Raw genomic sequence first — 22,721 nt, forward strand, 5'->3', positions numbered from 1 at the left:
TGACTGCCAAAACGCCTGGCCTCAATGCTCGTCAGTATCGATACGGTCTTGGTGCTGAATTATGCGGTCTTCTTTGAAATTACCTTATCATTTATCAATAGTAGACGTGCCTGAATTACATTCAACGTTAGGCTAGGTGTGCTTTTTTGAAGCGGCTGAAGACCCGCTTGATGAGCCGCTGTCGTGAGAGGTGTCAATCAGGGATAAGAATGCATCTACCACCCGGTTGGGGCGCCTGTCCCGGCGGGTAATCAGTACAAATGGAATGCGGTAGCTACGGCGGGAACCATGCCTGGAACTATGTTGAGAGCTATGTTGAGAGCTGGGCTGGTCGGCGTGCAGTGCGCGCATCTTCCCGGCGTTGACCCACTGCGCTGCCACGTGCGCCGGTAAGAAACCGATGTAGCGCCCCGTCAGAATAAGAAAGGCCGTTCCTTCCCGGTCAGAGGCCGAGGCGCGTGGCGTCAGAGCCGAGTGGGCCTGGCGGGCATCGACAGGTAACGGGTAGCGCGGCGTCACTGCGGGGGCATTGTCGATTTCATCGCTTTCCAGTGTCTCGTCGTCGCGCTCGAAAAACCCATGTTCCGCCCCACAGTAAAGGTAGGACGGCTCGTCGTAGAGCCAGAGGGTTTCCAGGCTGGCGGGCAGGTTTACCGCAGGCACCACACCTACATGCAGGTGGCCATCCATGACGCTGCGAATGACGGCGTCCGAAGGGGCCATATGAATATTGACGTCGACCTCACTGTGGCGCGTGGCAAGTTCACTCAAGGCCTGGGTGACGTTCATCGCCGGCAGCGTCACCAGATTATCGGTGATCCCGATATTCAACTCGCCCTTGATCGTATGGTGGAGGGTGTTCATATCGCTTCTGAAGGTTTCTAGAGCGCTCAGCAGGGTGAAGCCCGCCTGATAAAGCTCCTTGCCTTCTTCGGTGAGACTGAACCCGCCACGGCCACGCTGGCAAAGCGAAAACCCGACGCGTCTTTCCAGGTCGCTCATATGCTGACTGATGGCCGAGCGGCTGATGCCGAGGGTAGTCTCGGCCGCGGTAAAACCGCGGCATTCGACTACCGTGTTGAAGACCCGAATCAAGCGAATCTCGTAGTCGCTCATCTGTCCAAGCGATGCCATGGCCACCTCTTGCTGTATACAACGACCTTTTTTAACAGATCATTTACAATAAAATCGATTTATATCGAAGCTACCACGCCGCTACCGGGCAAGGCCATGCGTCTGGAGGATGATACCTTCACGATGTTGGCCGCTTTTTGCAGCGGTTTGCAGGATTTTTGAAAAAGGCATACACGTAATGTCCGTTTTACCGGATACCTCCCCTTCAGCTGTTGTCGATCATGTGTTCATTCGTTATTCGCGAAAGCGGGCCATCGTGCTTTACGTCCTCGCGCTTGTTTTCATGGCTGGCCTGTTCGCCTGGCTCTTGTTCGAACAGTATGACCAGGAGATGAAGTCGGCCACCACGCGAATGCAGGCCCGGGCAAGCGTGGTGGCCCAGTGGTCCCAGGGCGTGCTCGGTCAAAGCGAGCAGGCACTTTTCAGTCTTGCCGAGCTGGTCACCCTGTTCGATGAGCCTGGGGGACGTAACCGCTTAGCCCTCGAGCAAGCCGTGATCAATCTGGCCGAGCAGGTGCCGTCGATTGACGAAATGGGCGTGCTGGATGTTTCGGGGCGGGTGGTGTTGAGCAGTGACGAGCGTTATCTGGGGGAGCTTTACCACGATACCGACTTCTTCAGAGCGTTCGGAGGGGGCGGTCTGACACGTCTGGTGTCTACGCTGCAGCGCTCCCCCAAAGACGACCTGTTCTATCTCTACAATGCCCGGCGGATAAACGACCTTCAGGGCGAATTCGCCGGTATTGTCGTTTCCCGTATCAGACCGCAGTTCTTTGCCGATGAGCTTTTGAATCTCAGCATGGGGGAAGGAGAGATTATCGCCCTGATCGATGCCGACCTTCGGTTCATCGCTCGTTATTCTCATCCCAGCAGTGACGTTACGGTAGGACAGCAACTGACCCTGCCCACTGACTGGCAGTGGCTGGGCTCCGATGAGCCGGGGCGAACCTTTATCCTGCGCTCGCCCATCGATCAACGCGAGCGTCTTTTTCAACTGCAGCGGGTGGGCGACTACCCGGTGTACGCGGTGGTAGGCGTCGATCTTGAAAGCCTGCGCACGGGCTGGTACGACCGCGCGATGGCGCTTTGCATCATCTGGCTTCTGGTGGCACTGCTCGGCGGCTGGGGGCTTCGTCACTACTTGAACCGGCTGACACTCTCGCAGCTTTTGCAGACACGGGTGGAGGAGCGCGAAGCCGCCCGGGCCCAGGCCCAGGAGCGTGAGACGCGGCTCAATGCGCTGGTCAACTCGCTGCAGGATCTGATCTTTGTATTCGATGAGCAAGGACGCTTTCGCTATATCCACGCCATTCATCATCACCAGCTGTTGATCGACCCTGACAAGGCGCTGGGCGTACATTTTTCCAATATCCTTCCCAAGGAGTTGACGACCTCCTTTGACGCGATTTTCGAGCGAGTGGGGCGGCTGGGCGAAGTGGAAACCTTCGAATACCCGCTCTTTCTGGAGGGTCGCCACTGCCACTTTCATTCCACGGTCAGCCCCCTGATCGACAGCAGCGAAGCGTTCAACGGCGTGCTCTGCGTGGTTCGTGATATTACCGAGGACAAGAAGCTGCAGGCGGAACTCCGGATTGCGGCCGCCGCCTTTCAGACGCATCTGGGCATTCTGATTACCGACAAGCAAGGTATCATCTTGAAAACCAACGATACCTTCAAGCGGATTACCGGCTATAGCGATGCTGAAATGGTGGGCAAGACCCCTCGGATGTTCAGCTCCAACCACCATAGCGCGGCGTTTTACCGCGAGCTCTGGAAACGCGTGGATCAGACCGGCAACTGGGAAGGCGAGATCTGGAACCAGCGCAAGAATGGCGAGCTGTTTCCCGAATGGATCACCATCAGCGCGATTCACGATGAAAGCGGTCAGCTCAGCCATTACGTAGCCACCATCAGCGATATCAGCGAGCGCAAGGCGGCAGAGCAGGAGATCCATCAACTGGCGTTTTATGACCCGCTGACCAGCCTGACCAACCGGCGTCTTTTCATGGACCGCATGGAGGCTGCCTTGAAAGAGCTGAACCGCCATCAGCGCTATGGAGCGCTGATGCTTTTCGATATCGACAACTTCAAGGAGATCAACGATACCCAGGGGTATCAAGCAGGCGACCAGCTCTTGCAAGGCGTGGCCCAGCGGCTTTTGCGGACACTGCGCGATACCGATACGCTGGCCCGGCTGGGGGGGGACGAGTTCGCCGTGCTGGTCGAGGGGGTGGACACCAGCCTGATGCAGACAAAGCAGCTGGCTGAGGGCATCGTCGACAAGCTGCTGGCCACGCTTTCCGAGCCGATCCGGTTGAAAGACAGCCTGGTGACGATTACCGTCAGCGCCGGCGTCACGATGATCTCCAGTGACCAGCAAGGCGCGGATGACTATCTGCAACAGGCGGACATGGCGCTTTCCCAGGCCAAGAGCAGCGGGCGCCAGGCGCTACGCTTTTTCAACCCTTACATGCAGGCGGAACTCCTGGCTCGGGTGCGCCTGGAATCCGACCTTCGCCAGGCGGTGATCTTCAAGCAGTGGCAACTTTACTATCAGCCCCAGGTGGATGCCCAAGGGGTGTTGACTGGCGTGGAAGCGCTTCTACGCTGGCAGCACACCGAGCGTGGCGTGGTCTCGCCGGGAGAGTTCATGCCGCTTCTGGAAAGCTCCGGGCTGATCAATGAAGTGGGTGAGTGGATACTCGAACAGGCCTGCTGGCAGCTTCTTGCATGGGCGGGGCATCCGGTATTTGGCTCGCTGACCATTTCGGTGAATATCAGTCCGCTGCAGTTTCGCGAGGCGAGTTTCATCGATCGGGTCGAAAGCGTATTTGCGCGGACCCGGGCGCCTCTTGAGCAGTTGAAGCTGGAGGTGACCGAGTCGCTCTTCGTCGAGGCGCCAAGCGAGGTGCGCGAGACGATGCTGCGTCTCAAGGCCAGCGGCGTTCGCTTCTCGCTGGATGATTTCGGCACCGGCTACTCATCGCTGGCCTACCTGGCACAGCTGCCGCTTGACCAGCTCAAGGTGGATCAGTCCTTCGTGCAGCAGGTGCTGACGAGTTCGGCCAACGCCGCCATCGTGGAAAGTACCATCGCCCTTGCCAAGAGCCTCAACCTGGACGTGATCGCCGAGGGCGTGGAAACCCAGGCGCAGCACGATTGGCTGTTCGACCACGGCTGCTTTGCCTATCAGGGGTATTTCTTCGGCCGGCCCATGCCGGTGGCGCTACTCGAAGAGCAGGCGCTGCGTATACCCGACGATCTAGATGATCGGACGTAAGCGCTCGAGCAGCTGTGCCCGGCTGAGCGCCTGGCTCTCCTCGTCGGGGGCGATCACCTCCACCCGAGAGTCCTGGCGCCATGCGCTTGCCTCGACACTGAGCGTGCCCTGGGTGCGGTCAAGCCGCTTCCAGCCGTCCAGGGTATGAAATACCCCCTTGGCACGGGCCTCTGTGGGCAGCGCCGACAGGGCCATGGCCAACTGGTCGAGGTCGAACCGGTCGTCTGGATGCCAGCGAAGCCCGGTGCTTGAATAGCCCAGGGCGCTGGCAGTTTCGCAGGCTGGCGCACCAGGGGACGGCAGCACATCGAAAAAGCCGCCTTCTAGGGAGGGCGGCGCTTCAAGCGCCTGATGCTCGGCGGGCATGGCGATGTCCTTGCCCGCCGCCTGGCCGCTTCGGGTCAAGCGCGCAAGGGGCAACGCACCGTCAGCGCCGCTGTGTACCCATTTGGGGGCGGGCCAGAGGGTGTCGATAAATGCATGTCCACGCGCTCGCTGCTCGGGGCTTGCCTGCTCCACCATGGTGAGTACCACGGCATCCGCCACGGCCAGCTGGTCGTTGAAGGTATCGTGCTCGCGCACCCGAGCCTCGTCCAGCCGGCGCGGGTCGAGCGTTGCGATGATGTCGCGTACCTGAAGGACCGAGGCGAAGGCCTCGCCTCTGAGAAGATCCAGAAGGCCCGCTGGATGACCCAGGCCGGAAGGCTCGATAATCAGTCGGTCGGGCTTGGTGCGGGCAAGAAGATTCACCAGCGCCGCCTGAAGTACGAACGCAAGCTGGCAGCAGAGGCAGCCGCCGGGCAGGCCCTTCACCACGACATCGTCGCGGTGTTCGAACATCGCCTGGTCGATGGCGATCTGGCCGAACTCGTTGACCAGAATCGCCCAGGTTTCGTCCACAGGCTTTTGCTCGATCAGGCTGTGGATAAGCGTGGTCTTGCCGCTGCCCAGAAAGCCGGTCACTATATGGGTGGGAATGAGCGTCGCCACCAAGGCCTAGCCCCCTGTCATGTTCATGAACCGCACCACCTGCACGTCGCCGTCGGTGGTGAAGTGGTGGCGCTCGGGCTTGAGCGGCAGCGCGTCGATGATCGCCTTCTTGAGCGCGGCCATGTCGCCGGGATGGCGGCGCATCACTGCGCGAAGATCCACCGAGTGTTCGTTACCCAGACACAGCAGAAGCCGCCCCTCCACCGTTACCCGTACGCGATTGCAGCTGTCGCAGAAATTATGGCTGTGCGGCGAGATGAATCCGACGCGGCTGTCACTGTCGGCCATTTTAAAATAGCGGGAAGGGCCGGGCGTCGTCACCGTGCTCGGGGTCAGCGGGTAGCGGGCCTCGATCAGTGCCTTGACGTCATCGCTTGAATAGAAGGTTTCCGCCCGGGAGTGATCCGACACGTCGCCCAGCGGCATTTCCTCGATGAAACTGATATCGAGGCCCTCGCGGCGGGCGAAGTCGACCAGATCCAGCACTTCGTCGTCGTTGCGCCCTTTTAGAATGACCGCGTTGAGCTTGATGCGCTCGAAGCCCGCCTCCTTTGCCGCGCGAATGCCATCGATCACCTTGTCCAGATCGCCGGTGCGGGTCAGTGCCTTGAAACGCTCCGGGTCGAGGGAATCGAGGCTTACGTTGAGTCGTTTGAGTCCGCCATCGAAAAGTCGCTTGGCGTGCTTTCTGAGCCCGGCGCCGTTGGTGGTCATGGTGAAGTCGTCGAGCCCCGGCAGGGCGCCGATCTCGTCGACCAGCTCTTCGATGTTTTTACGTACCAGCGGCTCGCCGCCGGTCAGGCGAATCTTTTCAACGCCAAGCTCGGTAAATGCCCGGGCGACGGTGGAGAGCTCTTCCAGTGTGAGCACCTGCGCGCGGGGGAGAAAGGTCATCTCCTCGCTCATGCAGTAGACACAGCGAAAGTCGCAGCGGTCAGTGACTGAGATCCGTACGTAGTTGACCCGGCGGCCAACGCTGTCAATCAGTTGCTCGGTCATTGCCATCTCGATAAAGCCTATGGATATAAAACCTGTGAAGACTGGGCACTTCAAGCCCCGGTCCATGAAACCAGACCTGCCGGTTAAAGCAGGGCAGGCGATTGCGCCTCGCTTAGCGGCTGGATCAAGACTATATCGCCTGGGGCGGCAGCGTCCTGATCTGCATCAAGCTCGATCAAGCAGTTGGCCGTTACCATGGAGGTTAGCATACCCGAGCCTTGAGCTCCGGTTGTGCGAACATGGAGTGTCCCATGAACGTCGCAGCGGTAGACACCGCGAATCAGATCGGTACGCGCCAGACGACCCTCCAAGGGGGTTTCCAGCACGGCCCTTAAACGCTTGGGCGGGTGCGCCACCTGTCCCTGCAGGCGTTTGAGAAGCGGCGCGACAAACTGGTGAAAGGTCACCATCGCCGCCACGGGGTTGCCGGGCAGGCCGACAAAGGGCGTCTGGTTCTCCCCCAGATAGCCGCACGCCATCGGTTTTCCCGGCCGCAGTGCTACCTGCCAGAATACCAGTCGGCCCAGCCTTTCCAGCGCTACCCGCGTGAAATCCATGGGTCCGGCGGAAACCCCGGCACTGGTCAGTACCAGATCGCTCTTGGCGGCGGCCTCGCCAAGCGCCTTTTCGATGACGTCGGCATCATCGGGCAGTATGCCCAGATCAAGCGCGGTGGCACCGTGCTCATGCAAGAGCCCCATCAGCGTGAAACGGTTGGCGTCGAAAATGCCGGCGTGGGGCAGCGCCTTGCCCGGGGCGGTCACTTCGTTGCCGGTCGAGAAAAGCGCGACCACCGGGCGTTTGATCACGCTCACCCGGGCAAAGCCGAGCGAGGCGATTAGCCCGAGCGAGGCGGCGTCCAGTCGGGCGCCCGCGGCAAGCACCGTGCTACCGACGGCGATATCCTCCCCGGCCTGGCGCACGTTCTGGCCTGCTTCTACCCGCTCGGGGGCCTGAATCGTCACCGTGGAGCCGTGTTCTTCCAGCTGCTCGCTGGCAATCACGGTGTCGGTGCCTGGGGGCAGTGGCGCGCCGGTGGTAATACGCACGCATTCGCCCGGCGCCGGCGCGCCTTCAAAAGCCTGGCCGGCAAATGCGCTGCCGGCCAGCGGCCAGTGCGTTCGGGTAGCGTCAGACCAGGCAAGTGCAATGCCGTCCAGGGCAGCATTGGTGTGCCGGGGCACGTTGATCGACGCGGTCACCGGGGCGGCGAGAAGCCGGCCATGGGCGGCTTCCAGTGAGACGTCTTCGACACCTACGCTGCATGTAATCAGCGCGGTCAGCGCCTGGCGCGCCTTCTCGACGCTCAGCGGGGCATGTTCCAGCTCGAAGCAGGAAAGCGTCATGGTCGCTCCTTGCGTATCGCGGCGCGGCCCAGCTCCAGGCGCTGCTTTTCCTCTTCACTGTTGAGGTTGATAAACGCCTCCTTGACGTCCGACATGTCCACGGTTCGGGCGTCATGGCGCTCGTACCAGTGCCCCAGCTTGCGCTCGCCCCGGGCCAGAAAAGCCCCCAGGTCCTCGGCCAGCGAGGTCGCCATGAGCGCAACCGTCGGATGGCGGCGCTCGCCGTCAAAGGCCACGGCAATGAGGCGGTCACCGATGGCTGCCACCATGCGCTCGACGAGGTTGTCCGGCAGTAGCGGCGTATCGCAGGGCACCACCATCAGCCACGGTGTTCCGGCAGCCTTCAGACCGCTGTAGATACCCATCAATGGCCCGTGAAAGCCGGGTTCGACATCCGGGATCACGCGGTGGCCGAACAGCGAATAGGCATCCGCGTTACGGTTGGCGCTGATGAGCAACTTGGCCACGTGGCCCTCGAGGCGCTTCAGGGCGTGGGTGAACAGCGGCAGGCCTTCAAAAGGCTCGAGGCCTTTATCGCGCCCGCCCATTCGCCGGCCTTCGCCGCCAGCCAGGATGATACCGGTCAGTTCGTGTTGGGCGATCATTGGGTTGCCTTGCGCGTGGTCAAGGCCCCGCATCATGCGGCGGCCAGAGTTGATAACGTTGCCGGTCTTGCCTGTAGACTCGGGGCAAGCGCTAGTGCCCGAGACCTGACCATATTCGCAACAGTGGTGGCGTTTTTAAAGCACGTCTTTTGATATGCTGGCAAAGGCACCGCACTCAAGGAGATATCATGCAAGCGTTCAACGACTTTGACCAGACCACCCAGACCGAGCTCGAAGCCGCCGCCTTTCGCAGGCTGCTGGCGCATCTGGACGACAACAAGGATGTTCAGAACATCGATTTGATGATCCTGGCGGACTTTTGCCGCAACTGTCTCTCCAAATGGCTGGTGAGTGCCGCCGAGGAGCGCGGCGAGGCGCTGGATATGGACGCTGCCCGGGAGTACGTCTACAAGATGCCCTACAGCGAGTGGAAGGCCCACCATCAGGGCAAGGCAACGCCGGAACAGCTGGCTGCGCTCGAGGCGCGCCAGGCCCAGAAAAGCCTGAAGGAGTAGTACGTTGGAGACAATGGAGGCGTTAAATATCGCGGTGCTGACCGTATCGGACACCCGTACCGAGGAGGATGACCGCTCCGGGGGGCTGCTGGTGGAGCGTCTTGAAGGCGCCGGCCATCGCCTGGTGGAAAAGCGTATCGTGGTAGACGACATGTACCGCATTCGCGCCGTGGTGGCCCAGTGGATCGCCGAACCCGAGGTGCAGGTGGTGATCACCACCGGTGGTACCGGCTTTACCGGGCGCGATTCCACGCCGGAGGCGGTGTCTGTACTATTCGACAAGGAGATTCAGGGCTTTGGCGAGCGCTTTCGTCAGCTAAGCGGTGACGAGATCGGCAGCTCCACCATTCAAAGCCGCTGTGTGGGCGGGCTTGCCAACAAGACCGTGATCTTCTGCTTGCCGGGCTCCACCGGGGCGTGTCGTACCGGCTGGGACAGACTTCTGGCCGAGCAGCTCGACAGCCGCCACAAGCCCTGCAACTTCGCCAACCTGGTGATCCCCGGGCGAGGCCAGCATGGCTGAGCTTGTCCCCATCGAGCATGCGCTTTCGGCGCTGCTGACCGACGTTACCCCGCTTAACGCCGAACGTATCCCGCTTGTCGAGGCCGCCGGCCGGGTACTGGCCGCCCCGGTCATGGCCACGCTTGATGTTCCCGCTTTCGATAACAGCGCCATGGACGGCTACGCCCTGCGTGCGGCCGAGGCGGGTGGGTGGTTGCCGGTGACCCAGCGTATCGCCGCGGGAAGCCCCGCCGAGGCGCTTGAACCGGGGAGCTGTGCTCGTATCTTCACCGGCGGCGAGATCCCGCCGGGCGCCGATTGCGTGGTGATGCAAGAAGAAGTCGAGCGCGACGGCGCGCGCGCGTGGATTCCTGGGGGTATATCGCCAGGCAATAACGTGCGTCGCCGCGCCCGTGACGTTGCTCGGGGCGAAACGCTGCTCGTGGCCGGTACACGGCTGAACGCCGCGGCGCTGGGGCACCTGGCCGGGCAGGGGGTCAGTCACGTAGAGGTGACGCGCAAGCCTTGCGTGGCGCTGCTGTCAACCGGTGACGAGGTAATCGAGCCGGGAACACCCTTGAAGCCGGGACAGATTTACAACAGCAACCGACCGATGCTCAAGTATGCGCTGGAAACCTTCGGGGCCGAGGTAGTCCACCTTCAGAGCGTGCCCGACAGCGCCGAGCAGACGCGTGAGTGCCTGACCCGGGCCGCCACCCTGGCCGATGTGGTGATCACCACCGGCGGGGTGAGCGTAGGCGAGGAGGATCACGTGAAGCACGCGCTGCAGACCCTTGGCCAGCTGGATCTCTGGCGCCTGGCGATTCGCCCGGGCAAACCCCTGGCGCTGGGGCGTCTGCCCCGAGGCGATGGCAGTGCGGCGCGCTTTGTGGGGCTTCCCGGCAATCCGGTTTCAAGCTTTGTCGGGGCGTGGCTTTTTCTGCGCCCGTTGATGGGGGCGCTGCTCGCCTGTCCGGCGCTTGAAACGCTTGCTCGCCTCAAGGCTACCGCGACGTTTTCCACTACCACCGGGCCGCGCCAGCACTATATGCGTGTGACGCTGGCCTTTACGGAGGCGGGCATCCAGGCGAGCGCCTTTGCCGACCAGGACTCCTCGGTGCTTTCTTCTTGTGTCGGCGCGGATGCCTTTGCCGTGATCGATCCGCACCAGACGGTGAACCCGGGCGATACGCTAACGTGTCTTTGGCTTGCCCCCTGACCTATCGGGGGAGAGCCACGAGGCCTGTAAAAGCCAAAGGCCTGCGCGCTGATCCTCTATGGCAAGACCGCAAAGGGCAGGAATCGAGCGGCGTGCCTGAATCAGTGCCGGCAGGGGGTGAAGGGTCTGGGCGGTCCATTCGAGAAGCTCGACATTGCCTTCCACGCCCAACTGCCACGCGCCCTGTGCATCCATGAGGGTCAGCCAACGGGTGGGGGCGTTGCCGGCTGCCTCGGGGCACAACAGGTGGGCTGCCGCTACTTGTCGTTCGCCTTCGCCGTGCGGCGTCAGGCGCAGGACCTGGCTGGCCTCCAGGGCAAAACGGTGAGGGCCGGCGAAGAACGTGACCAGCGCCACACGGTCCATGCTCAGCCCTGGCCTGCCTGGAACGCCGTCAGCATCGCTTCAGCGTCCAGCACCGTGGTCGTCTCGTGCTCGCCGCTTTGAATCAGCGCGCTGACGAAGGGCCTGAGCGTATGGGCCAGCGTATCGGGGGGCGGTTTCAACGCACTGATGTTCACCTCGCAGACATCATCCAGCTGATCGATGCGTATGCCGGTTCTCATGGCGCCAGCGTGAACCAGCAAGATCATGCCGGCGCGCTCGTTGGGGGGGAGACCCAGAAGAGATCTGATGGTGATGACCGACTCGATCACCCCGCGCAGATGAATGACCCCTTCGATGGTGGCGGGAAGCCCGGGCACGAAGTAGACGCTTTGATCGCCGCTCAGAATTTCACTGACCGCGCTTCCGGGGAGCGCGAAACGCTGCCCCTCCAGGCGAAAGAGCACCAGTTGCCGGGTCGGTTCGTCCAGCTCGATGTGCTTTTGCGCCTCGCGCTGCCGGGCAAGGGCCTGTTCCAGGCTAGGAGGTGACGGCTGGGTCATGGGCTGAACCGGGCGTGATGAGCGTCCGGGCTGATCGCGATCTGGTTGCGCCCGCGGTTCTTGGCGCGATAAAGCGCGCGATCGGCGCTGAGCCGCAGCGCCTCGGTGGACGAATGGACTGGAAAGGCGCTGATACCCACGCTGAAAGTGCAGTTGAAGCGCGCCTCGCCTGCGTGGAAATCCACCTGTTCGAAGTCCTGGCGCAGCTCGTCGATCAAGTCGGCGGCGGTCTGGGCGCTCACCCCCTTGAGCAGAATGACGAACTCCTCCCCGCCGTAGCGGCCGATGATGTCCGAAACCCGCAGGCGAGTCTTGAGCATCCGCGCCAGCGTAATGATGACCTGATCACCGGCCAAATGGCCGTAGGTGTCGTTCACTTCCTTGAAGTGGTCGATATCGATCATCGCCAGGGCGTGCTGGCTGTCATCGCGAAACGCTTGAGCCAGCGTTCGCGTAATCAGATCCGTGGTGGTGCTGTGGTTGTAGAGCCCGGTCATGCTGTCCTGGGTCATCAGCGAGCGCAGATGCCTTAACCTTTCGGCGCGAAGCCTGACCGCCGCTACCAGGTCGTCGGGCTCCACCGGCTTGGTAATGAAACCCTCTACCCCTGCGGTCATGGCCGTCAGCTGCTTCTGGCTGTTGGTTTCACCGGAGAGATAGATGATCGGCAGGCCCACATGTTCAGACTGCTGGCGAATGATGCCAGCAAGCTCCTCCCCCGTGCAGACCGGCATGTACATATCCACCAGCATCAAGTCGGGACTGAAGTACTCGAGGGCCTTCAGCGCTTCACAGGGATGATGCGCCTGATGAACGACCATGCCGGCCCGTTCAAGCAGCAGCGCGTGATAGGCGGCTGCCTCCGGTTCGTCGTCGACCACCAGTACGCGCAAGGGCTCATCGTCCAGGGGCATGGTGATCTCGTCCACGGCAAGCATCAAGTCCAGCGGTTTGACAGGCTTGGTGAAGTAGCCACTGCAGCCGGCCCGCACCGCGCTCAACCGGGAGTTGAAATCCCCATAGGCGGAAAGCACGATGGCGGGCAGGCGCTCGCCGGTAAGCTTGTTCAGGCTGGTCAGGGTCTCGGTACCGGCGGTGTTTCCCTGGGGGAAGTGCACATCCATGATGATGGCGTCGGGGCGGCGCGCCAGAACGGCGTTGAAAAAGCTCTGCGTGTCCACGAAATGGATCACTTCATGGCCGAAACAGCGCAGGTGGTGCAAAAGCTGGCTCACCTGATCGGGCTCGTCGTCGCAAAGATAGATCAGCTGCTGACGATTATTGCGTTCTTGGGCGCCAGCGCTGGCGAATTCCACCGTGTTGAACGACGCCAGCGAGTTCGAGGGCGCCTTGTATTGCCGCAGGTACTGCTGCTCCTGGGTAAGCTTATGCAGCAGTGCATCAAGAGTGTGATCGATTTGATCGGGGGTCGATGCCACGGCAAGCAGCTCTTCCCCTTGATGGGCCAGGGCGGCGATCCGCTCGAACCCCAATGAACGTCCAGTGCCTTTCAAGCTATGAAAGAAGCGGTGAAGCTCCGGCGACAGACGTGCCCGCGACTCGGTCGACGCCTTGCTCTGCTGCCACTGCTCGGTGGTGAGCTGCAGGCGAGTGGAAAGCTGCTCAATAAAGCGCTGGCGTAACTCATTGATTTTATCGTGCAGTGTCAGGGCAGGGGACGACATCAAATTACCTGTACTCAAGAACGAGGCGACGAAAGCCGGCCAGGTGCAAACATTTCATGGAGTATTCAACCCTGTCATCGGCTGTTCAACGCCTGGGCGGCGGTCTGACCAAGGGTCTGCGCCAGATCCGCATTCTTTTGCAGACAGGCGGTAAGGCCGGGCGTATCAGTCAGCGCGTCCTTGGGCACATTCCCTGTCAACAAGACAAAGGGAAGCGTCAGGCCCTGCTCTCTGAGCATTGCACATAGCTCCAGGCCGTTGATCAACGGCATATACATATCGCTGACGATCAGTGCGATATCCGGATGCTCTTCAAGCTGCGTGACAGCCTCCATCGCGTTGGATGCCAGGATGGGCTGGTAGTGTTGCGATGCCATGATGGCAGCGGTCATTTCGCCGGCCAGCGAGTCATCGTCAACGACTAGAACTTGCATGACGCTCCTTTTCATTCAATCGCACACTAATCATTCAACGGACACTAATCATTCAATCAGACACTAACCCAGCAAGGCTTTCAGCGTATCCACCAGGCTATTTTGATCAAAACTGTCTTTGACGATGTAGGCATCGGCGCCTACTTCGATACCGCGCTGTCGGTCGGCTTCCTTTTCGCGGGACGTAATGATGATGATCGGGGTATGTCGATAGCCGTCATTGTCACGTAATCGTGCCGTGAGTGTAAAACCGTCCATCGCCGGCATCTCCACATCCGTCAATACCGCATCGAAAGGGGCAGCCAGCGCCTTGTTCAGGCCGTCCCGGCCGTTTTCAGCAAGTACAACCTGATAACCCCACGCCTCGAGCACATCCTTTTCGATCTCCCGAGTATAGAGGGAATCATCCACGACCAGGATTCGATGTAAAGCAGGGGTGGTAAGTTCCTGAGATTGAGAGTAATGGGAGATTTTTTTAACTTCCATTAATAATGAAGGAACATGAAGCAGGCTGACAAGGGCGTTCTGCCCCACACTCACCATGGCCGACACCAGCGGCAAGTGGCGAAGGTGAGCGGGCAGAGGCTTGATCACCATGTCTCGCTCGTCGACCAGCTCATCCACAATGAGCGCAAGCTTCTGAGGCCCTTGGTGCACAATGACCAGAAGGACCCGGTCGGCGAGTTGGGTGGGGGCTTCGTCAAGACCTATCAGCCTGGCAAGCGATGCCACGGCAATGAACTCGTCACGCAGATTGAGCGTGAGCTGCCCCGCCGCTTCGATAAGGTGGCAAGACGAGGTTTCCATAAGCTCCGTGACGTAAGGCGCGGTGAATCCAAGGGTGTGCCCGCCGGCGCTGACCAGCAGTACGCGCATCCGGGCAAGCGATAGCGGCAGGCGCAGCGTGAACGCACTCCCTCTGCCCGACTCGCTTGCGACACGCACATCGCCACTGAGCTCATCGACGACCGTGCGTTTGACCGCGTCCATGCCCACCCCCCGGCCGGACATGTCGGTAATCATCGACTGGGTGGAAAAACCCGCTAAGAAGATCAGCTCAAGCGTTTCTTGTTCGCTCAAGGTGAGCAACTGCTCTTCGTTGATCAATTGACGGGACAGTGCTTTTTGTCGAACGGCTTCGATATCGATACCCGCGCCGTCGTCGCGAAGCTCGATAACCACCCAGCTCCCGTCCTGCCATGCTTTGAGCGTGATGAGCCCTTTCGGGGGTTTACCCAGGCGGCGACGGCCTTCGGGCGTTTCAAGGCCGTGATCCAGCGCGTTTCTCACAAGATGGACCAAGGGCTCGGAGAGGCGGTCGATCATTTGCCGATCAAGCTCGATCTCGCTGCCCTGGGCGCGGCACACGGCCTTTTTCCCGAGCGTATGGGCCAGGTCCCGAGTCATCTGGGAAAGCGGATCAAAGACGACGCCAAGCGGCAGCATTCGCATCTGTAGTGCCCGGTCGTGCAGGTCGCTCATCAGTGCATCCTGACTGAGCACGCTGTCTTTAAGATCACGGTTGAATGACTGAAAAGGGCGCTGCTGCTCCTTGGCCAGCGACGCGCTCAACGTGCGTGCCTGCTCCACCAGATCATGCAGGTGGTGATGGGCCGAGAGCACCTCGCCCATCAAACGGATCACGTCGTCCAGGCGCTCCAGGCGAACCCGAACGGTATCGCTCAGGCGAAGCTGATGGGCCAAGGCCTCACCCGTTGATGCGGTGGTTACTGCGTGGTGTGGGACGAGGACTTTCCTGGCGAGGGTGGGCTCTGTATCCTCGAAAGCGGCTCTAGCGCTTTCCAGCATGGCGTGGCAAAGGGCGGGGTCGGCATCAAGAAGCTCGTCCGCTGGATGGCCTTGTGCCAGGCAGTCGATCTGGTTCTCCATGACGTCGATTGCCTGGGTCAATAGCTCGATGACGTCCGGAGTTATCGTTCGCACCCCATCGCGCAGCGCACTCAGAAGCTCTTCGGTACTATGGGCAAGTGCGGCTATGGCGTTCAAGCGCAGCATGCGCGAGGAGCCCTTGAGCGTATGCACCGCTCGAAACAGGGCATTGATCTGCTCTGACGAGTGATCGCCGCGCTCGAGCGCCAGAAGACCTTCTCTCAAGCGCGGTAGATGCTCTCTTGCCTCTTCGACAAACCGTTCGATAAAGCGTGAAATATCAAAGGCCATCAATCCACCTCGTGCACAAAAAAGTCTGCATTCAGATAACGCTTGGCTAAAAACCGTGCGTCACCCGGTGGGATGGGCGAGGCGATGACCGTTAATCCCCCCTTCGAGACAGGGCTTGCCTCAAGCAGACGCAGTGTCGCCTCGTAACCCCGTCTGGGTTGACAGGCGGTCTTGGGCAACTCATCCAGGCGAAAAAGCTCTGCCTGATAAAAGTGCGCCGGCCAGCATTCCGGCACTGCGTAAATTGCGCGTTTGAAGTATTCATACGCCCGTTGTGCCTTCTTTTGCCAGCGGGCTACCAGCCCCGCCAGCAGCAGTACATCCACGCTCCAGGGCTTTTCATCTAAAAGCGCTGTCAAAAGCACCTCGGCGTCGTCGAAGCGGTTATGATCAAGGCACTCGAGAGCCGTTTGAACGCGCTGTTCAAACGACACCAATGACGAAGGCAATGGCGCCTCAGGACCCTCGGGAGAGGCAAGGCCCGGTGCTGCGGGGGAGGGCGTTTCCGGGGCGGACTCGACGAAGGCCGCGCTTGGCACCGCATCGCCAGGGTCGTGGGCCGTGGCTGCGGATTGGCGAAAGTGGAAGATACCCTGGCTTTGAGCAAGTTCGAAAACGCCCAGGTCGTTGCCCAGCGTTTCAGAAACGCCACACAGCACAATGCCCTTGGGCGCCAAGCGGTCGCGAAGATGCTTTTGAATGACCAGACGCTGGCCTTCATCGAAATAGATGGAGACGTTGCGAAACAGGATGACGTCAAAAAGAGCGGTATCGGCTGGGGAGCGAACGGGGGCGAACACGTTGAAGGTCTGGAAATCGACCCAGTCGCGAAGCGAAGCGTCGATGAGGTAGTGGCGCTCGCGGGCCTTGAAGTAGCGTTTTTTCAACGCCTCTGGCAGGGCGCGAAAGGCCATGCCGCTATAAAGACCCCGCTGTGCCTTGGCCAGCACCCTTTGGTCCACATCGCCACCGGTAATGCTGAAAAGCGTGGTGGCGCATCGACCAAAGCGCTCCATCAGCGCCATGGCCAGGCTGTAAGGTTCTTCGCCGGAGGAGCAGCCTGCGCTCAGGATGCGCAGCGGCGGTGTCTTTTCGGCCAGCCGGGCGGGGAGATGGTGCTCGGCCAGCCAGCGAAGCGCTTCGGGTTCACGGTAGAAGTAGGTCTCGTTGATGGTCAGTTGACTGATCAGGTCATCAAACAAGGCCCTGTCCCCTTGAAGTCGCTGGAGCAGCGAGGCGGTCTCTGTCTCGCCCGTAGCCACATGAAGGGCCGTGATGGCTTTTATCAGGCGCTGTTCGGCCAGGCCGTCCAGTTGCAGGCCGTAATGCTTGTAAACCAGTTTCTTGAACGGCGTGTAAGGGTTCATAGGGGTAATGATCAGAAGAATGGCCTGCCGTGCATGGTCTCGATCAGCTGCTCGGTGAGTTCATCAAGAGAAGCCACCCGCTGGATGACGCCTGCGTTCACGGCCTCTTGATTCATGCCGTAGATCACTGAACTCGCCTCGTCCTGGGCAAGTGTTGCCCCGCCTGCCTGATAGATGGCGCGCATGCCTTGAACACCATCGCGGCCCATTCCCGTTAAAATAACACCGATGGCGTCGGGGCCATAGACATGGGCCACACTGGTCAAGAGTATGTCGCAGCTGGGGTGATAAAGAGCGCCGGGTGGGCTTTGAATCAGCCTGAAGCGGTGGTCATGGGTGATCTCGAGATCGCTTTCCGACGGAGTGAGATAGATGCAGCCGGGTGTCAGGGGCGCTCCTGCCCGAGCCACGCTCACCGGCAAACAGCAGATCGTCGAGAGCCACTGCGCCATCCCTTCGATGAAGCCATGGCTAATATGCTGGGCAATCACCACCGGCGGGCCAAAGTTGGGCGGTAGACGGCTGAGCAGGCGGGCCAGGGCCTGAGGTCCGCCCGTCGAGCAGGCGATGGCCACGATGCGCTCAAACGCGCGAGACGCGTAGGGCGAGGTAGGCAGCGGGTAGGGGAAAGCCGTTCGGCAGCGACGCATTCGGGTAATGACGGCCACGCCGGATAGAAGCCTTGCCCGCTCGACGAGCAAGGCGGCGTCGGTCTGGTCAAGCGTGGGTTTGGCGATGACCTCAAGCGCTCCCAGTGCCAGAGCCTGGCAGGCGGTAAGCGCTTGATCAAGATCACTGATGACCAGAATCGGGAGCGCCTTGGTATGCATGATCTCCTCGATGGCTGCAAGCCCCCCCATCACCGGCATGGTGAGATCCATCGTCATCAGTTGAGGAGACAGGTGCCGGGCCAGTGCCACCGCCTCGCGCCCATTGCAGGCCTCGCCTACCACTTCGATATCGCCATCGCGCGTGAGAAGTTGGCGCAATATGTCACGCGCGACGACGCTGTCATCAGCGATTACTACCCGAATGGCACTCATCGAAGGATTCCTGGTAGTGCTACTGGGAAGGCGTACGCGGCGACTCAAGCGTGAATTCGTGAACCAGTTCGTTAAGCTCGGCGGACATCCTGATCATTTCCTGGCTGATCTCGGTAATGCTGCGCACCGATTGAGCATTACGGGCGCTGGCCGTATCGATATCGCGAAGCGCGGCGACCACCTGAGTGCTGGCGGTCTTCTGCTGCTGGGTGGACAGCGATATCTGCTGGGCGGCGCTGCTGGTCTGGCTGGCGGCCTTGAGGACCGCCTCCAGATCCTGGGCGGTGGTCAGGCTCACTTCGACGCCCTGCTCGATCGATGTAGCGCCCTTTTCCGAGGCTACCACCAAGCGGCTGATCGAATGCTGAATATCGTCGGTATGCCCTTCGATCTCCTGGGTGGAGTCGGTGACACTATCCGCCAGCCGGCGGATCTCGTTGGCCACCACCGAAAAGCGCCGCCCGGAATCCCCGGCGCTTGAGGCCTCAAGCGCGGCGTTGAAGGCGATGAGCTTGGTCTGAGCGGCCAGAGTGTTGATCAGTTCCATGACCTTGCTGATCTGCTTGGACTTGGCACCGAGCGCGACGATTTCCGTCAGGCTCTGCTCGCTGTCGCTGCGGATGTCCTGCATCTTGGACTGCAAGAGTTCCATGGCACTGGAGCCTTTTCGGCTGCGCTCGAGGGTCTGATTGGCCACGTTCACCACCGACTGGGAGTGATCGGCGATCTGGGTGGAGGAGGTGGAAAACTCTTCCATGGTGGAGGTGATTTCAGCCACCGATGAGGCCATTTCCTCGACGGCGGCGGCCATGGTCTGGCCGGCTTCAATGGCCAGGTCGCTGCGTTGCACGCCGGAAAGCCCGGCGGTCCGGGAAAGCCGGTCGGCGACGCTGTTGAGCGCCAAGGCGTTACTGGACACCGCCGACATCGCGCGGGTCAGGCGTGCCAGAAGCTCATTGGTCTGATCGGCAAGATCGCCAAGCTCGGCGCGGTCATCGGTGTGTACACGACGTGTCAGGTCAAGACTTACCGTGATCTCCTTCAACTGGCGCTGAAAGCGCGTTAACGAGCTTACCAGGCTGGCGGTGAGCGGGTAGAGGAGTATCAGGCCGCCGAACAGGATAAGACCCCCCCAGCCGGTGGAGGCGAGAAATCGTTGCTGGGCGGCATCGAGGTATTCGGCCTTGGCCACCTCGATCATCAGGTAACGTTGAAGTTCGGGCACCCAGCGAGTGGCCACCAGGTAGGTGGCGTTGTCGTGAGTGACTTCGATGACCTGGGCGTCGCTGCGTTCAAAAACGCTTTCAGGCACTCCCGTGTTCAGTGCCTGGGTCGGCGTGGTGTCACTTTGCATCATCAGCTCGCCCTGAGCGTCCAGCACCCCCGCTCGGCCCGTCTGTCCAAGTGAAAAATCCCCGATGAGCCGGGACATCTGATCCAGGTCCAATCCGGTGCCCGCCACTACCAGCGGGCGACCGTCAGGGGCAAGCTCGCGGCTTCGATAATTCAAGAAGACGAAGGCGTCGTCCGGGGTGAACGTGTCGCTGTCCAGATTGAAGTTGTACGGTGCATCGCTGCCGGTGAACTCGAAATACCAGCGGTCTTCGCTGGAAGGGCCCTGCAAGGGCCGCTGTAGAAGCTCGCCCTGCCGGTACTGGAAATAGTAGGCGCCTACCGGTGACTGAACGGCCAGGAAAATGAGTTCTGTATTCAGCTGTGTGCCTAGCCGGGATAGATAGCCTGCGATGGCGGGCTGCTCGCTGTCAGGTAGTCCGTCGAGAACCCACTCTTCCAGTATGTAGCTGTTCGCCAGACTTTCCGAAACGGTCAATGCCGGATTCAGTCGCAGCAGGAGTCGGGTGGCCAGGCCTTCCACCTGCTGCGGCAATACTTCGTTGATCAGGTTTTCAAGGCGGGACTGGCTATGCGCACGTGCCTGCAGGTAAAGCGCCAGCAGCATGGTAAGCGCCAGGACCGTTCCAAAAGAGAGGAACAGTCTGAGCCTGAGAGGCAGAGACTTCCATCGCGGCGTCATTGTCGCTAGTGCTCCCGATAACCGGCAATAGTGTTAAATACGATTAGTTTTATCATACCTTCAATCGTCCAGAATGTTATATACCTAAGTTTTTCGAATGAATTTTTACATTCGACGAAATTGAGCATGAGGTATTTTCAAGCAGTTAATGGTGGGTCGAAAAACATAGGTTAAAACTTGTACGAAACAATAGTGGAGCTGAGCGAATGGCGCCATTGAATTCAGCTTTTTTGTTTAACAAGTAATTGTTTTTATGTGACTTTAAAATGAATAAAAGTGCTTTTGAGCAAGGTTTATTCTTTTGACAAGACTGATACATGGGGGTATTCTTCAGCCAAGCAGGTAGACAAAATTGCAGAGGAAGCAACCATGTTGTCACTTACCCACAAGACCACCTTGAGCGTTCTTCGGGCAGTGGCGGCTCAGCACAACAAGGCAAAGCATACGGACATGCTGCCGAGTGCGGGCACACCTGAGCGCGCTGGGTTGATACACTCGCTTGAGCATCTTTTCGGTACGCGGCATCTGCCACTGCCGGATACTTCCATCACATTAGGTGAATGGGCGGAGGCGTTATCCGGCCAGGTCGCTATCGACTATTTGAACCTGCACGACACCAGCGCCGGTGCATTCTGCAATCGCCTGCAGCGTAGCTACCGGCATGCCAGCCAGGCGCTCATTCAAGAAGCGCAGGCATTGACGCCGCTGCTGGCAACCACCGAATCCCACGAGCGCACGTTGATCAGCTGGCTCTCCCTGCAAACGGTTTCAGGGTTCATGCTGGGCGCCTTGCTTCCTCAGCAGGCGGGTTGGCAGGCGCGCTCGTTGTTTGATAGTGCCAACACGCTTTGGGAGCTTAATGCAGGCGATATCATCGCCACCGACAGCGAGCGTTGGCGCCAGCTTGCTCAGCGTCTGCCTGCCTTGCCGGGAAACATCACCGCCGTGGCCACCACACCACTTGAGCCCAAGACCTACCAGGCGCTCAAGGACAAGGGGATTGCCCGTATCGTCGAGCTCTACAGCGAGCCCGCACTAGGGGTCGTGGCTGCCCGGCATTCACAGAAAACGCCTTTCGAGCTTCTGTCACATTGGCATCCGACAGAAAGCGATAACTACCTGCTCAGGCTTTCCCGGGGCAACGCCATGCAGGAAGTCAAGCTCTCGGAACCCCTTTGCTGGGCCGGTGCCCGCAGCTTCGTGCAAACCGAGATTGAAAGCGTCGCACCTGCCTGGGCTGGGCGCTCTCTGGGGCTGGCGCGCGAGAGGGCCCAGCAGCCCATTCAGGGTGCCAGCGCTGCTTGACGAGGATGTCGGTTGAAGCGTTTAAACGATGGCGTGGGGCACAAAGCATGAGGAATCCTTGGTAATACGCCCCACGTCTTCGCGAATACCCATGCCGCAGGCGCGATCACCCACGATCCAGCTGCCCACCAGTGCATGGTGCTGGCCAAAGCGCGGCATGGGATGATACGCCTGACGGATCCATGGGCTATCGACGTAAGGCCCATCCACTACTTCATATTCGCCTTCTGCTGTCATCAGTGCCACGTTGCTGCCTTCCCGGGAGAAAAACGGCTTGCGTACCCAGCCTGGGGCCAACGGGGCGTCACCCGGCTTTTCAAAGTGGGCAGGCAGCAGGTTGGGGTGGTTCTTATACTCTTCCCATAAAAGCGGCAAGATACCCTTGTTGGAAAGTATTGCCTTCCAGGGCGGCTCGAACCAGTGGGTGTGGAGTTCGGGAATCTTCTTGCCAAAGTCTTCAAAGGCCAGCTCCTCCCAGGGATAGAGCTTGAAGATCGCATCGATCGGCTGGTCGTCCAGATCCAGGAAATAGTCGCAGTCAGGCTGAAAGCCGATATCCTCGGTATGGATAAACGGCGCCTCGAGCCCCGCCTGCACGGCTATATCCTGCAGGTAGTGGACAGTGGCGCGCTCTTCTACGTTGTCCTTGATGCAGGAGAAGTAGAGCCTGGGGTCGTTCAGGCGCTGACCGATATGGGCAAGAGCCCCCATCAAGCGCTCCTGAATCGAGTTGAACTGATCGGCGTGCCGGGGAATCAGCCCCTGCTGGATGGCCTGTTCAAGCCAGACCCACTGGAAAAGCCCCGCCTCGTAAAGCGAGGTGGGGGTATCGTAGTTGAGCTCCAGAAGCTTGGCAGGCCCCGCGCCGGAGTAAGCAAAATCCATGCGTCCGTAAAGATGCGGCTGCCCATTACGCCAGGAATCAAAGATGGCGTCCCACATGAATTCCGGAATCGCCAGGCGCTGCATCAGCGCATTGGAATGGCAGACCTTGTCCACCAGCGCCATGCACATTTCGTGAAGCTCCTCGGAAGGCGCTTCAATATCGCGCTCCACCTGCTCCAGGGTGAACTGGTAGTAGGCGCTCTCCTTCCAGTACGGCTCGCCGTCGATGGTATGGAAATGAAACCCCAGATCAGATGCCAGGGTTTTCCAGTGCGGTCGCTCGGCAATATCGACTCGTAACATAGACGC

At 60.2% G+C, this 22,721-nt stretch carries 19 protein-coding genes; 5 read left to right on the forward strand and 14 right to left on the reverse strand.

The features are described from left to right. Nucleotides 1-132: 132 nt before the first annotated feature. Nucleotides 133-1,134 (reverse strand): LysR family transcriptional regulator, encoded by a 1,002-nt coding sequence (locus tag ACWF8S_RS01965; RefSeq protein WP_447555139.1) that lies wholly within the window; start codon nt 1,132-1,134, stop codon nt 133-135. Between the two features lie 178 nt (nt 1,135-1,312). On the opposite strand from ACWF8S_RS01965, the gene ACWF8S_RS01970 reads away from it, so the two are divergent. Next, nucleotides 1,313-4,414, forward strand: coding sequence for a bifunctional diguanylate cyclase/phosphodiesterase (locus ACWF8S_RS01970; protein WP_447555140.1), 3,102 nt, complete (start codon nt 1,313-1,315; stop codon nt 4,412-4,414). On the opposite strand, the gene ACWF8S_RS01975 is transcribed toward ACWF8S_RS01970, so the two are convergent. From ACWF8S_RS01975 to mobA, 4 genes are all read right to left on the reverse strand, one after another. Beyond that, the gene (locus ACWF8S_RS01975) at nt 4,397-5,404 is read right to left on the reverse strand and encodes a CobW family GTP-binding protein (RefSeq protein ID WP_447555141.1); all 1,008 of its coding nucleotides are present in this window, start codon (nt 5,402-5,404) and stop codon (nt 4,397-4,399) included. The two genes, ACWF8S_RS01970 and ACWF8S_RS01975, sit on opposite strands and share 18 nt — an antisense overlap. A 6-nt stretch (nt 5,405-5,410) precedes the next feature. Beyond that, the gene (moaA, locus tag ACWF8S_RS01980) at nt 5,411-6,403 is read right to left on the reverse strand and encodes a GTP 3',8-cyclase MoaA (protein ID WP_447555142.1); all 993 of its coding nucleotides are present in this window, start codon (nt 6,401-6,403) and stop codon (nt 5,411-5,413) included. A gap of 83 nt (nt 6,404-6,486) precedes the next feature. Then, a complete protein-coding gene (gene moeA / locus ACWF8S_RS01985) occupies nt 6,487-7,749 on the reverse strand; it encodes a molybdopterin molybdotransferase MoeA (protein ID WP_447555143.1) in 1,263 nt (420 codons plus the stop codon). Next, nucleotides 7,746-8,354 (reverse strand): molybdenum cofactor guanylyltransferase MobA, encoded by a 609-nt coding sequence (gene mobA / locus ACWF8S_RS01990; protein WP_447555144.1) that lies wholly within the window; start codon nt 8,352-8,354, stop codon nt 7,746-7,748. The genes moeA and mobA overlap by 4 nt, the downstream gene beginning before the upstream one ends. Nucleotides 8,355-8,542: 188 nt before the next feature. On the opposite strand from mobA, the gene ACWF8S_RS01995 reads away from it, so the two are divergent. Genes ACWF8S_RS01995 through ACWF8S_RS02005 form a run of 3 tightly spaced genes read left to right on the forward strand, consistent with a single transcriptional unit; the run spans nt 8,543 to nt 10,590 of the window. Next, nucleotides 8,543-8,869: a DUF1244 domain-containing protein gene (locus ACWF8S_RS01995; protein ID WP_447555145.1), complete on the forward strand. Its 327-nt coding sequence runs from the start codon at nt 8,543-8,545 to the stop codon at nt 8,867-8,869. Between the two features lie 13 nt (nt 8,870-8,882). Then, nucleotides 8,883-9,392 carry a molybdenum cofactor biosynthesis protein B gene (gene moaB / locus ACWF8S_RS02000; protein ID WP_447556540.1) on the forward strand — a complete coding sequence of 170 codons (510 nt, stop codon included), beginning with the start codon at nt 8,883-8,885 and terminating at the stop codon, nt 9,390-9,392. Then, complete coding sequence (locus ACWF8S_RS02005) at nt 9,385-10,590, forward strand: molybdopterin molybdotransferase MoeA (RefSeq protein ID WP_447555146.1); 1,206 nt, start codon at nt 9,385-9,387, stop codon at nt 10,588-10,590. Before moaB ends, ACWF8S_RS02005 begins: the two co-directional genes overlap by 8 nt. Here the strand turns inward: ACWF8S_RS02005 and ACWF8S_RS02010 are convergent. From ACWF8S_RS02010 to ACWF8S_RS02045, 8 genes are all read right to left on the reverse strand, one after another. Beyond that, a complete protein-coding gene (locus ACWF8S_RS02010) occupies nt 10,564-10,956 on the reverse strand; it encodes a hypothetical protein (RefSeq protein ID WP_447555147.1) in 393 nt (130 codons plus the stop codon). The genes ACWF8S_RS02005 and ACWF8S_RS02010 overlap by 27 nt on opposite strands. A 2-nt stretch (nt 10,957-10,958) precedes the next feature. After that, on the reverse strand, nt 10,959-11,477 hold the full coding sequence (locus tag ACWF8S_RS02015) for a chemotaxis protein CheW (RefSeq protein WP_447555148.1): 519 nt from the start codon (nt 11,475-11,477) through the stop codon (nt 10,959-10,961). Further along, entirely contained in the window at nt 11,474-13,162 is a 1,689-nt protein-coding gene (locus ACWF8S_RS02020) for a diguanylate cyclase (protein ID WP_447555149.1), read from the reverse strand. Before ACWF8S_RS02020 ends, ACWF8S_RS02015 begins: the two co-directional genes overlap by 4 nt. 74 nt (nt 13,163-13,236) lie before the next feature. After that, on the reverse strand, nt 13,237-13,596 hold the full coding sequence (locus ACWF8S_RS02025; RefSeq protein WP_447555150.1) for a response regulator: 360 nt from the start codon (nt 13,594-13,596) through the stop codon (nt 13,237-13,239). 63 nt (nt 13,597-13,659) lie between these two features. Then, the gene (locus ACWF8S_RS02030) at nt 13,660-15,777 is read right to left on the reverse strand and encodes a hybrid sensor histidine kinase/response regulator (protein WP_447555151.1); all 2,118 of its coding nucleotides are present in this window, start codon (nt 15,775-15,777) and stop codon (nt 13,660-13,662) included. Then, nucleotides 15,777-17,144, reverse strand: coding sequence for a CheR family methyltransferase (locus tag ACWF8S_RS02035; protein ID WP_447555152.1), 1,368 nt, complete (start codon nt 17,142-17,144; stop codon nt 15,777-15,779). The genes ACWF8S_RS02030 and ACWF8S_RS02035 overlap by 1 nt, the downstream gene beginning before the upstream one ends. 11 nt (nt 17,145-17,155) lie before the next feature. Beyond that, nucleotides 17,156-18,187 (reverse strand): chemotaxis-specific protein-glutamate methyltransferase CheB, encoded by a 1,032-nt coding sequence (cheB, locus tag ACWF8S_RS02040; RefSeq protein WP_447555153.1) that lies wholly within the window; start codon nt 18,185-18,187, stop codon nt 17,156-17,158. Nucleotides 18,188-18,206: 19 nt separating this feature from the next. Further along, complete coding sequence (locus ACWF8S_RS02045) at nt 18,207-20,222, reverse strand: methyl-accepting chemotaxis protein (RefSeq protein WP_447555154.1); 2,016 nt, start codon at nt 20,220-20,222, stop codon at nt 18,207-18,209. A 369-nt stretch (nt 20,223-20,591) separates the two neighbouring features. On the opposite strand from ACWF8S_RS02045, the gene ACWF8S_RS02050 reads away from it, so the two are divergent. Beyond that, nucleotides 20,592-21,527: a hypothetical protein gene (locus tag ACWF8S_RS02050; protein WP_447555155.1), complete on the forward strand. Its 936-nt coding sequence runs from the start codon at nt 20,592-20,594 to the stop codon at nt 21,525-21,527. Between the two features lie 21 nt (nt 21,528-21,548). On the opposite strand, the gene ACWF8S_RS02055 is transcribed toward ACWF8S_RS02050, so the two are convergent. Beyond that, nucleotides 21,549-22,715 carry a glutathionylspermidine synthase family protein gene (locus ACWF8S_RS02055; protein WP_447555156.1) on the reverse strand — a complete coding sequence of 389 codons (1,167 nt, stop codon included), beginning with the start codon at nt 22,713-22,715 and terminating at the stop codon, nt 21,549-21,551. Nucleotides 22,716-22,721: the final 6 nt, after the last annotated feature.

The organism is Vreelandella xerophytica, assembly GCF_968048975.1.

Bases quoted from the DNA above. Each gene is read 5' to 3' on its own strand.
- ACWF8S_RS02045 (WP_447555154.1), bottom strand. From the start codon at position 20,222: ATGACGCCGCGATGGAAGTCTCTGCCTCTCAGGCTCAGACTGTTCCTC.
- ACWF8S_RS01995 (WP_447555145.1), top strand. From the start codon at position 8,543: ATGCAAGCGTTCAACGACTTTGACCAGACCACCCAGACCGAGCTCGAA.
- ACWF8S_RS02015 (WP_447555148.1), bottom strand. From the start codon at position 11,477: ATGACCCAGCCGTCACCTCCTAGCCTGGAACAGGCCCTTGCCCGGCAG.
- ACWF8S_RS02020 (WP_447555149.1), bottom strand. From the start codon at position 13,162: ATGTCGTCCCCTGCCCTGACACTGCACGATAAAATCAATGAGTTACGC.
- ACWF8S_RS02025 (WP_447555150.1), bottom strand. From the start codon at position 13,596: ATGCAAGTTCTAGTCGTTGACGATGACTCGCTGGCCGGCGAAATGACC.
- mobA (WP_447555144.1), bottom strand. From the start codon at position 8,354: ATGATCGCCCAACACGAACTGACCGGTATCATCCTGGCTGGCGGCGAA.
- moaB (WP_447556540.1), top strand. From the start codon at position 8,883: ATGGAGGCGTTAAATATCGCGGTGCTGACCGTATCGGACACCCGTACC.
- cheB (WP_447555153.1), bottom strand. From the start codon at position 18,187: ATGAGTGCCATTCGGGTAGTAATCGCTGATGACAGCGTCGTCGCGCGT.
- ACWF8S_RS02005 (WP_447555146.1), top strand. From the start codon at position 9,385: ATGGCTGAGCTTGTCCCCATCGAGCATGCGCTTTCGGCGCTGCTGACC.
- ACWF8S_RS02055 (WP_447555156.1), bottom strand. From the start codon at position 22,715: ATGTTACGAGTCGATATTGCCGAGCGACCGCACTGGAAAACCCTGGCA.
- ACWF8S_RS01970 (WP_447555140.1), top strand. From the start codon at position 1,313: ATGTCCGTTTTACCGGATACCTCCCCTTCAGCTGTTGTCGATCATGTG.
- ACWF8S_RS02010 (WP_447555147.1), bottom strand. From the start codon at position 10,956: ATGGACCGTGTGGCGCTGGTCACGTTCTTCGCCGGCCCTCACCGTTTT.
- ACWF8S_RS02030 (WP_447555151.1), bottom strand. From the start codon at position 15,777: ATGGCCTTTGATATTTCACGCTTTATCGAACGGTTTGTCGAAGAGGCA.
- ACWF8S_RS02035 (WP_447555152.1), bottom strand. From the start codon at position 17,144: ATGAACCCTTACACGCCGTTCAAGAAACTGGTTTACAAGCATTACGGC.
- ACWF8S_RS01965 (WP_447555139.1), bottom strand. From the start codon at position 1,134: ATGGCATCGCTTGGACAGATGAGCGACTACGAGATTCGCTTGATTCGG.
- moeA (WP_447555143.1), bottom strand. From the start codon at position 7,749: ATGACGCTTTCCTGCTTCGAGCTGGAACATGCCCCGCTGAGCGTCGAG.
- moaA (WP_447555142.1), bottom strand. From the start codon at position 6,403: ATGACCGAGCAACTGATTGACAGCGTTGGCCGCCGGGTCAACTACGTA.
- ACWF8S_RS02050 (WP_447555155.1), top strand. From the start codon at position 20,592: ATGTTGTCACTTACCCACAAGACCACCTTGAGCGTTCTTCGGGCAGTG.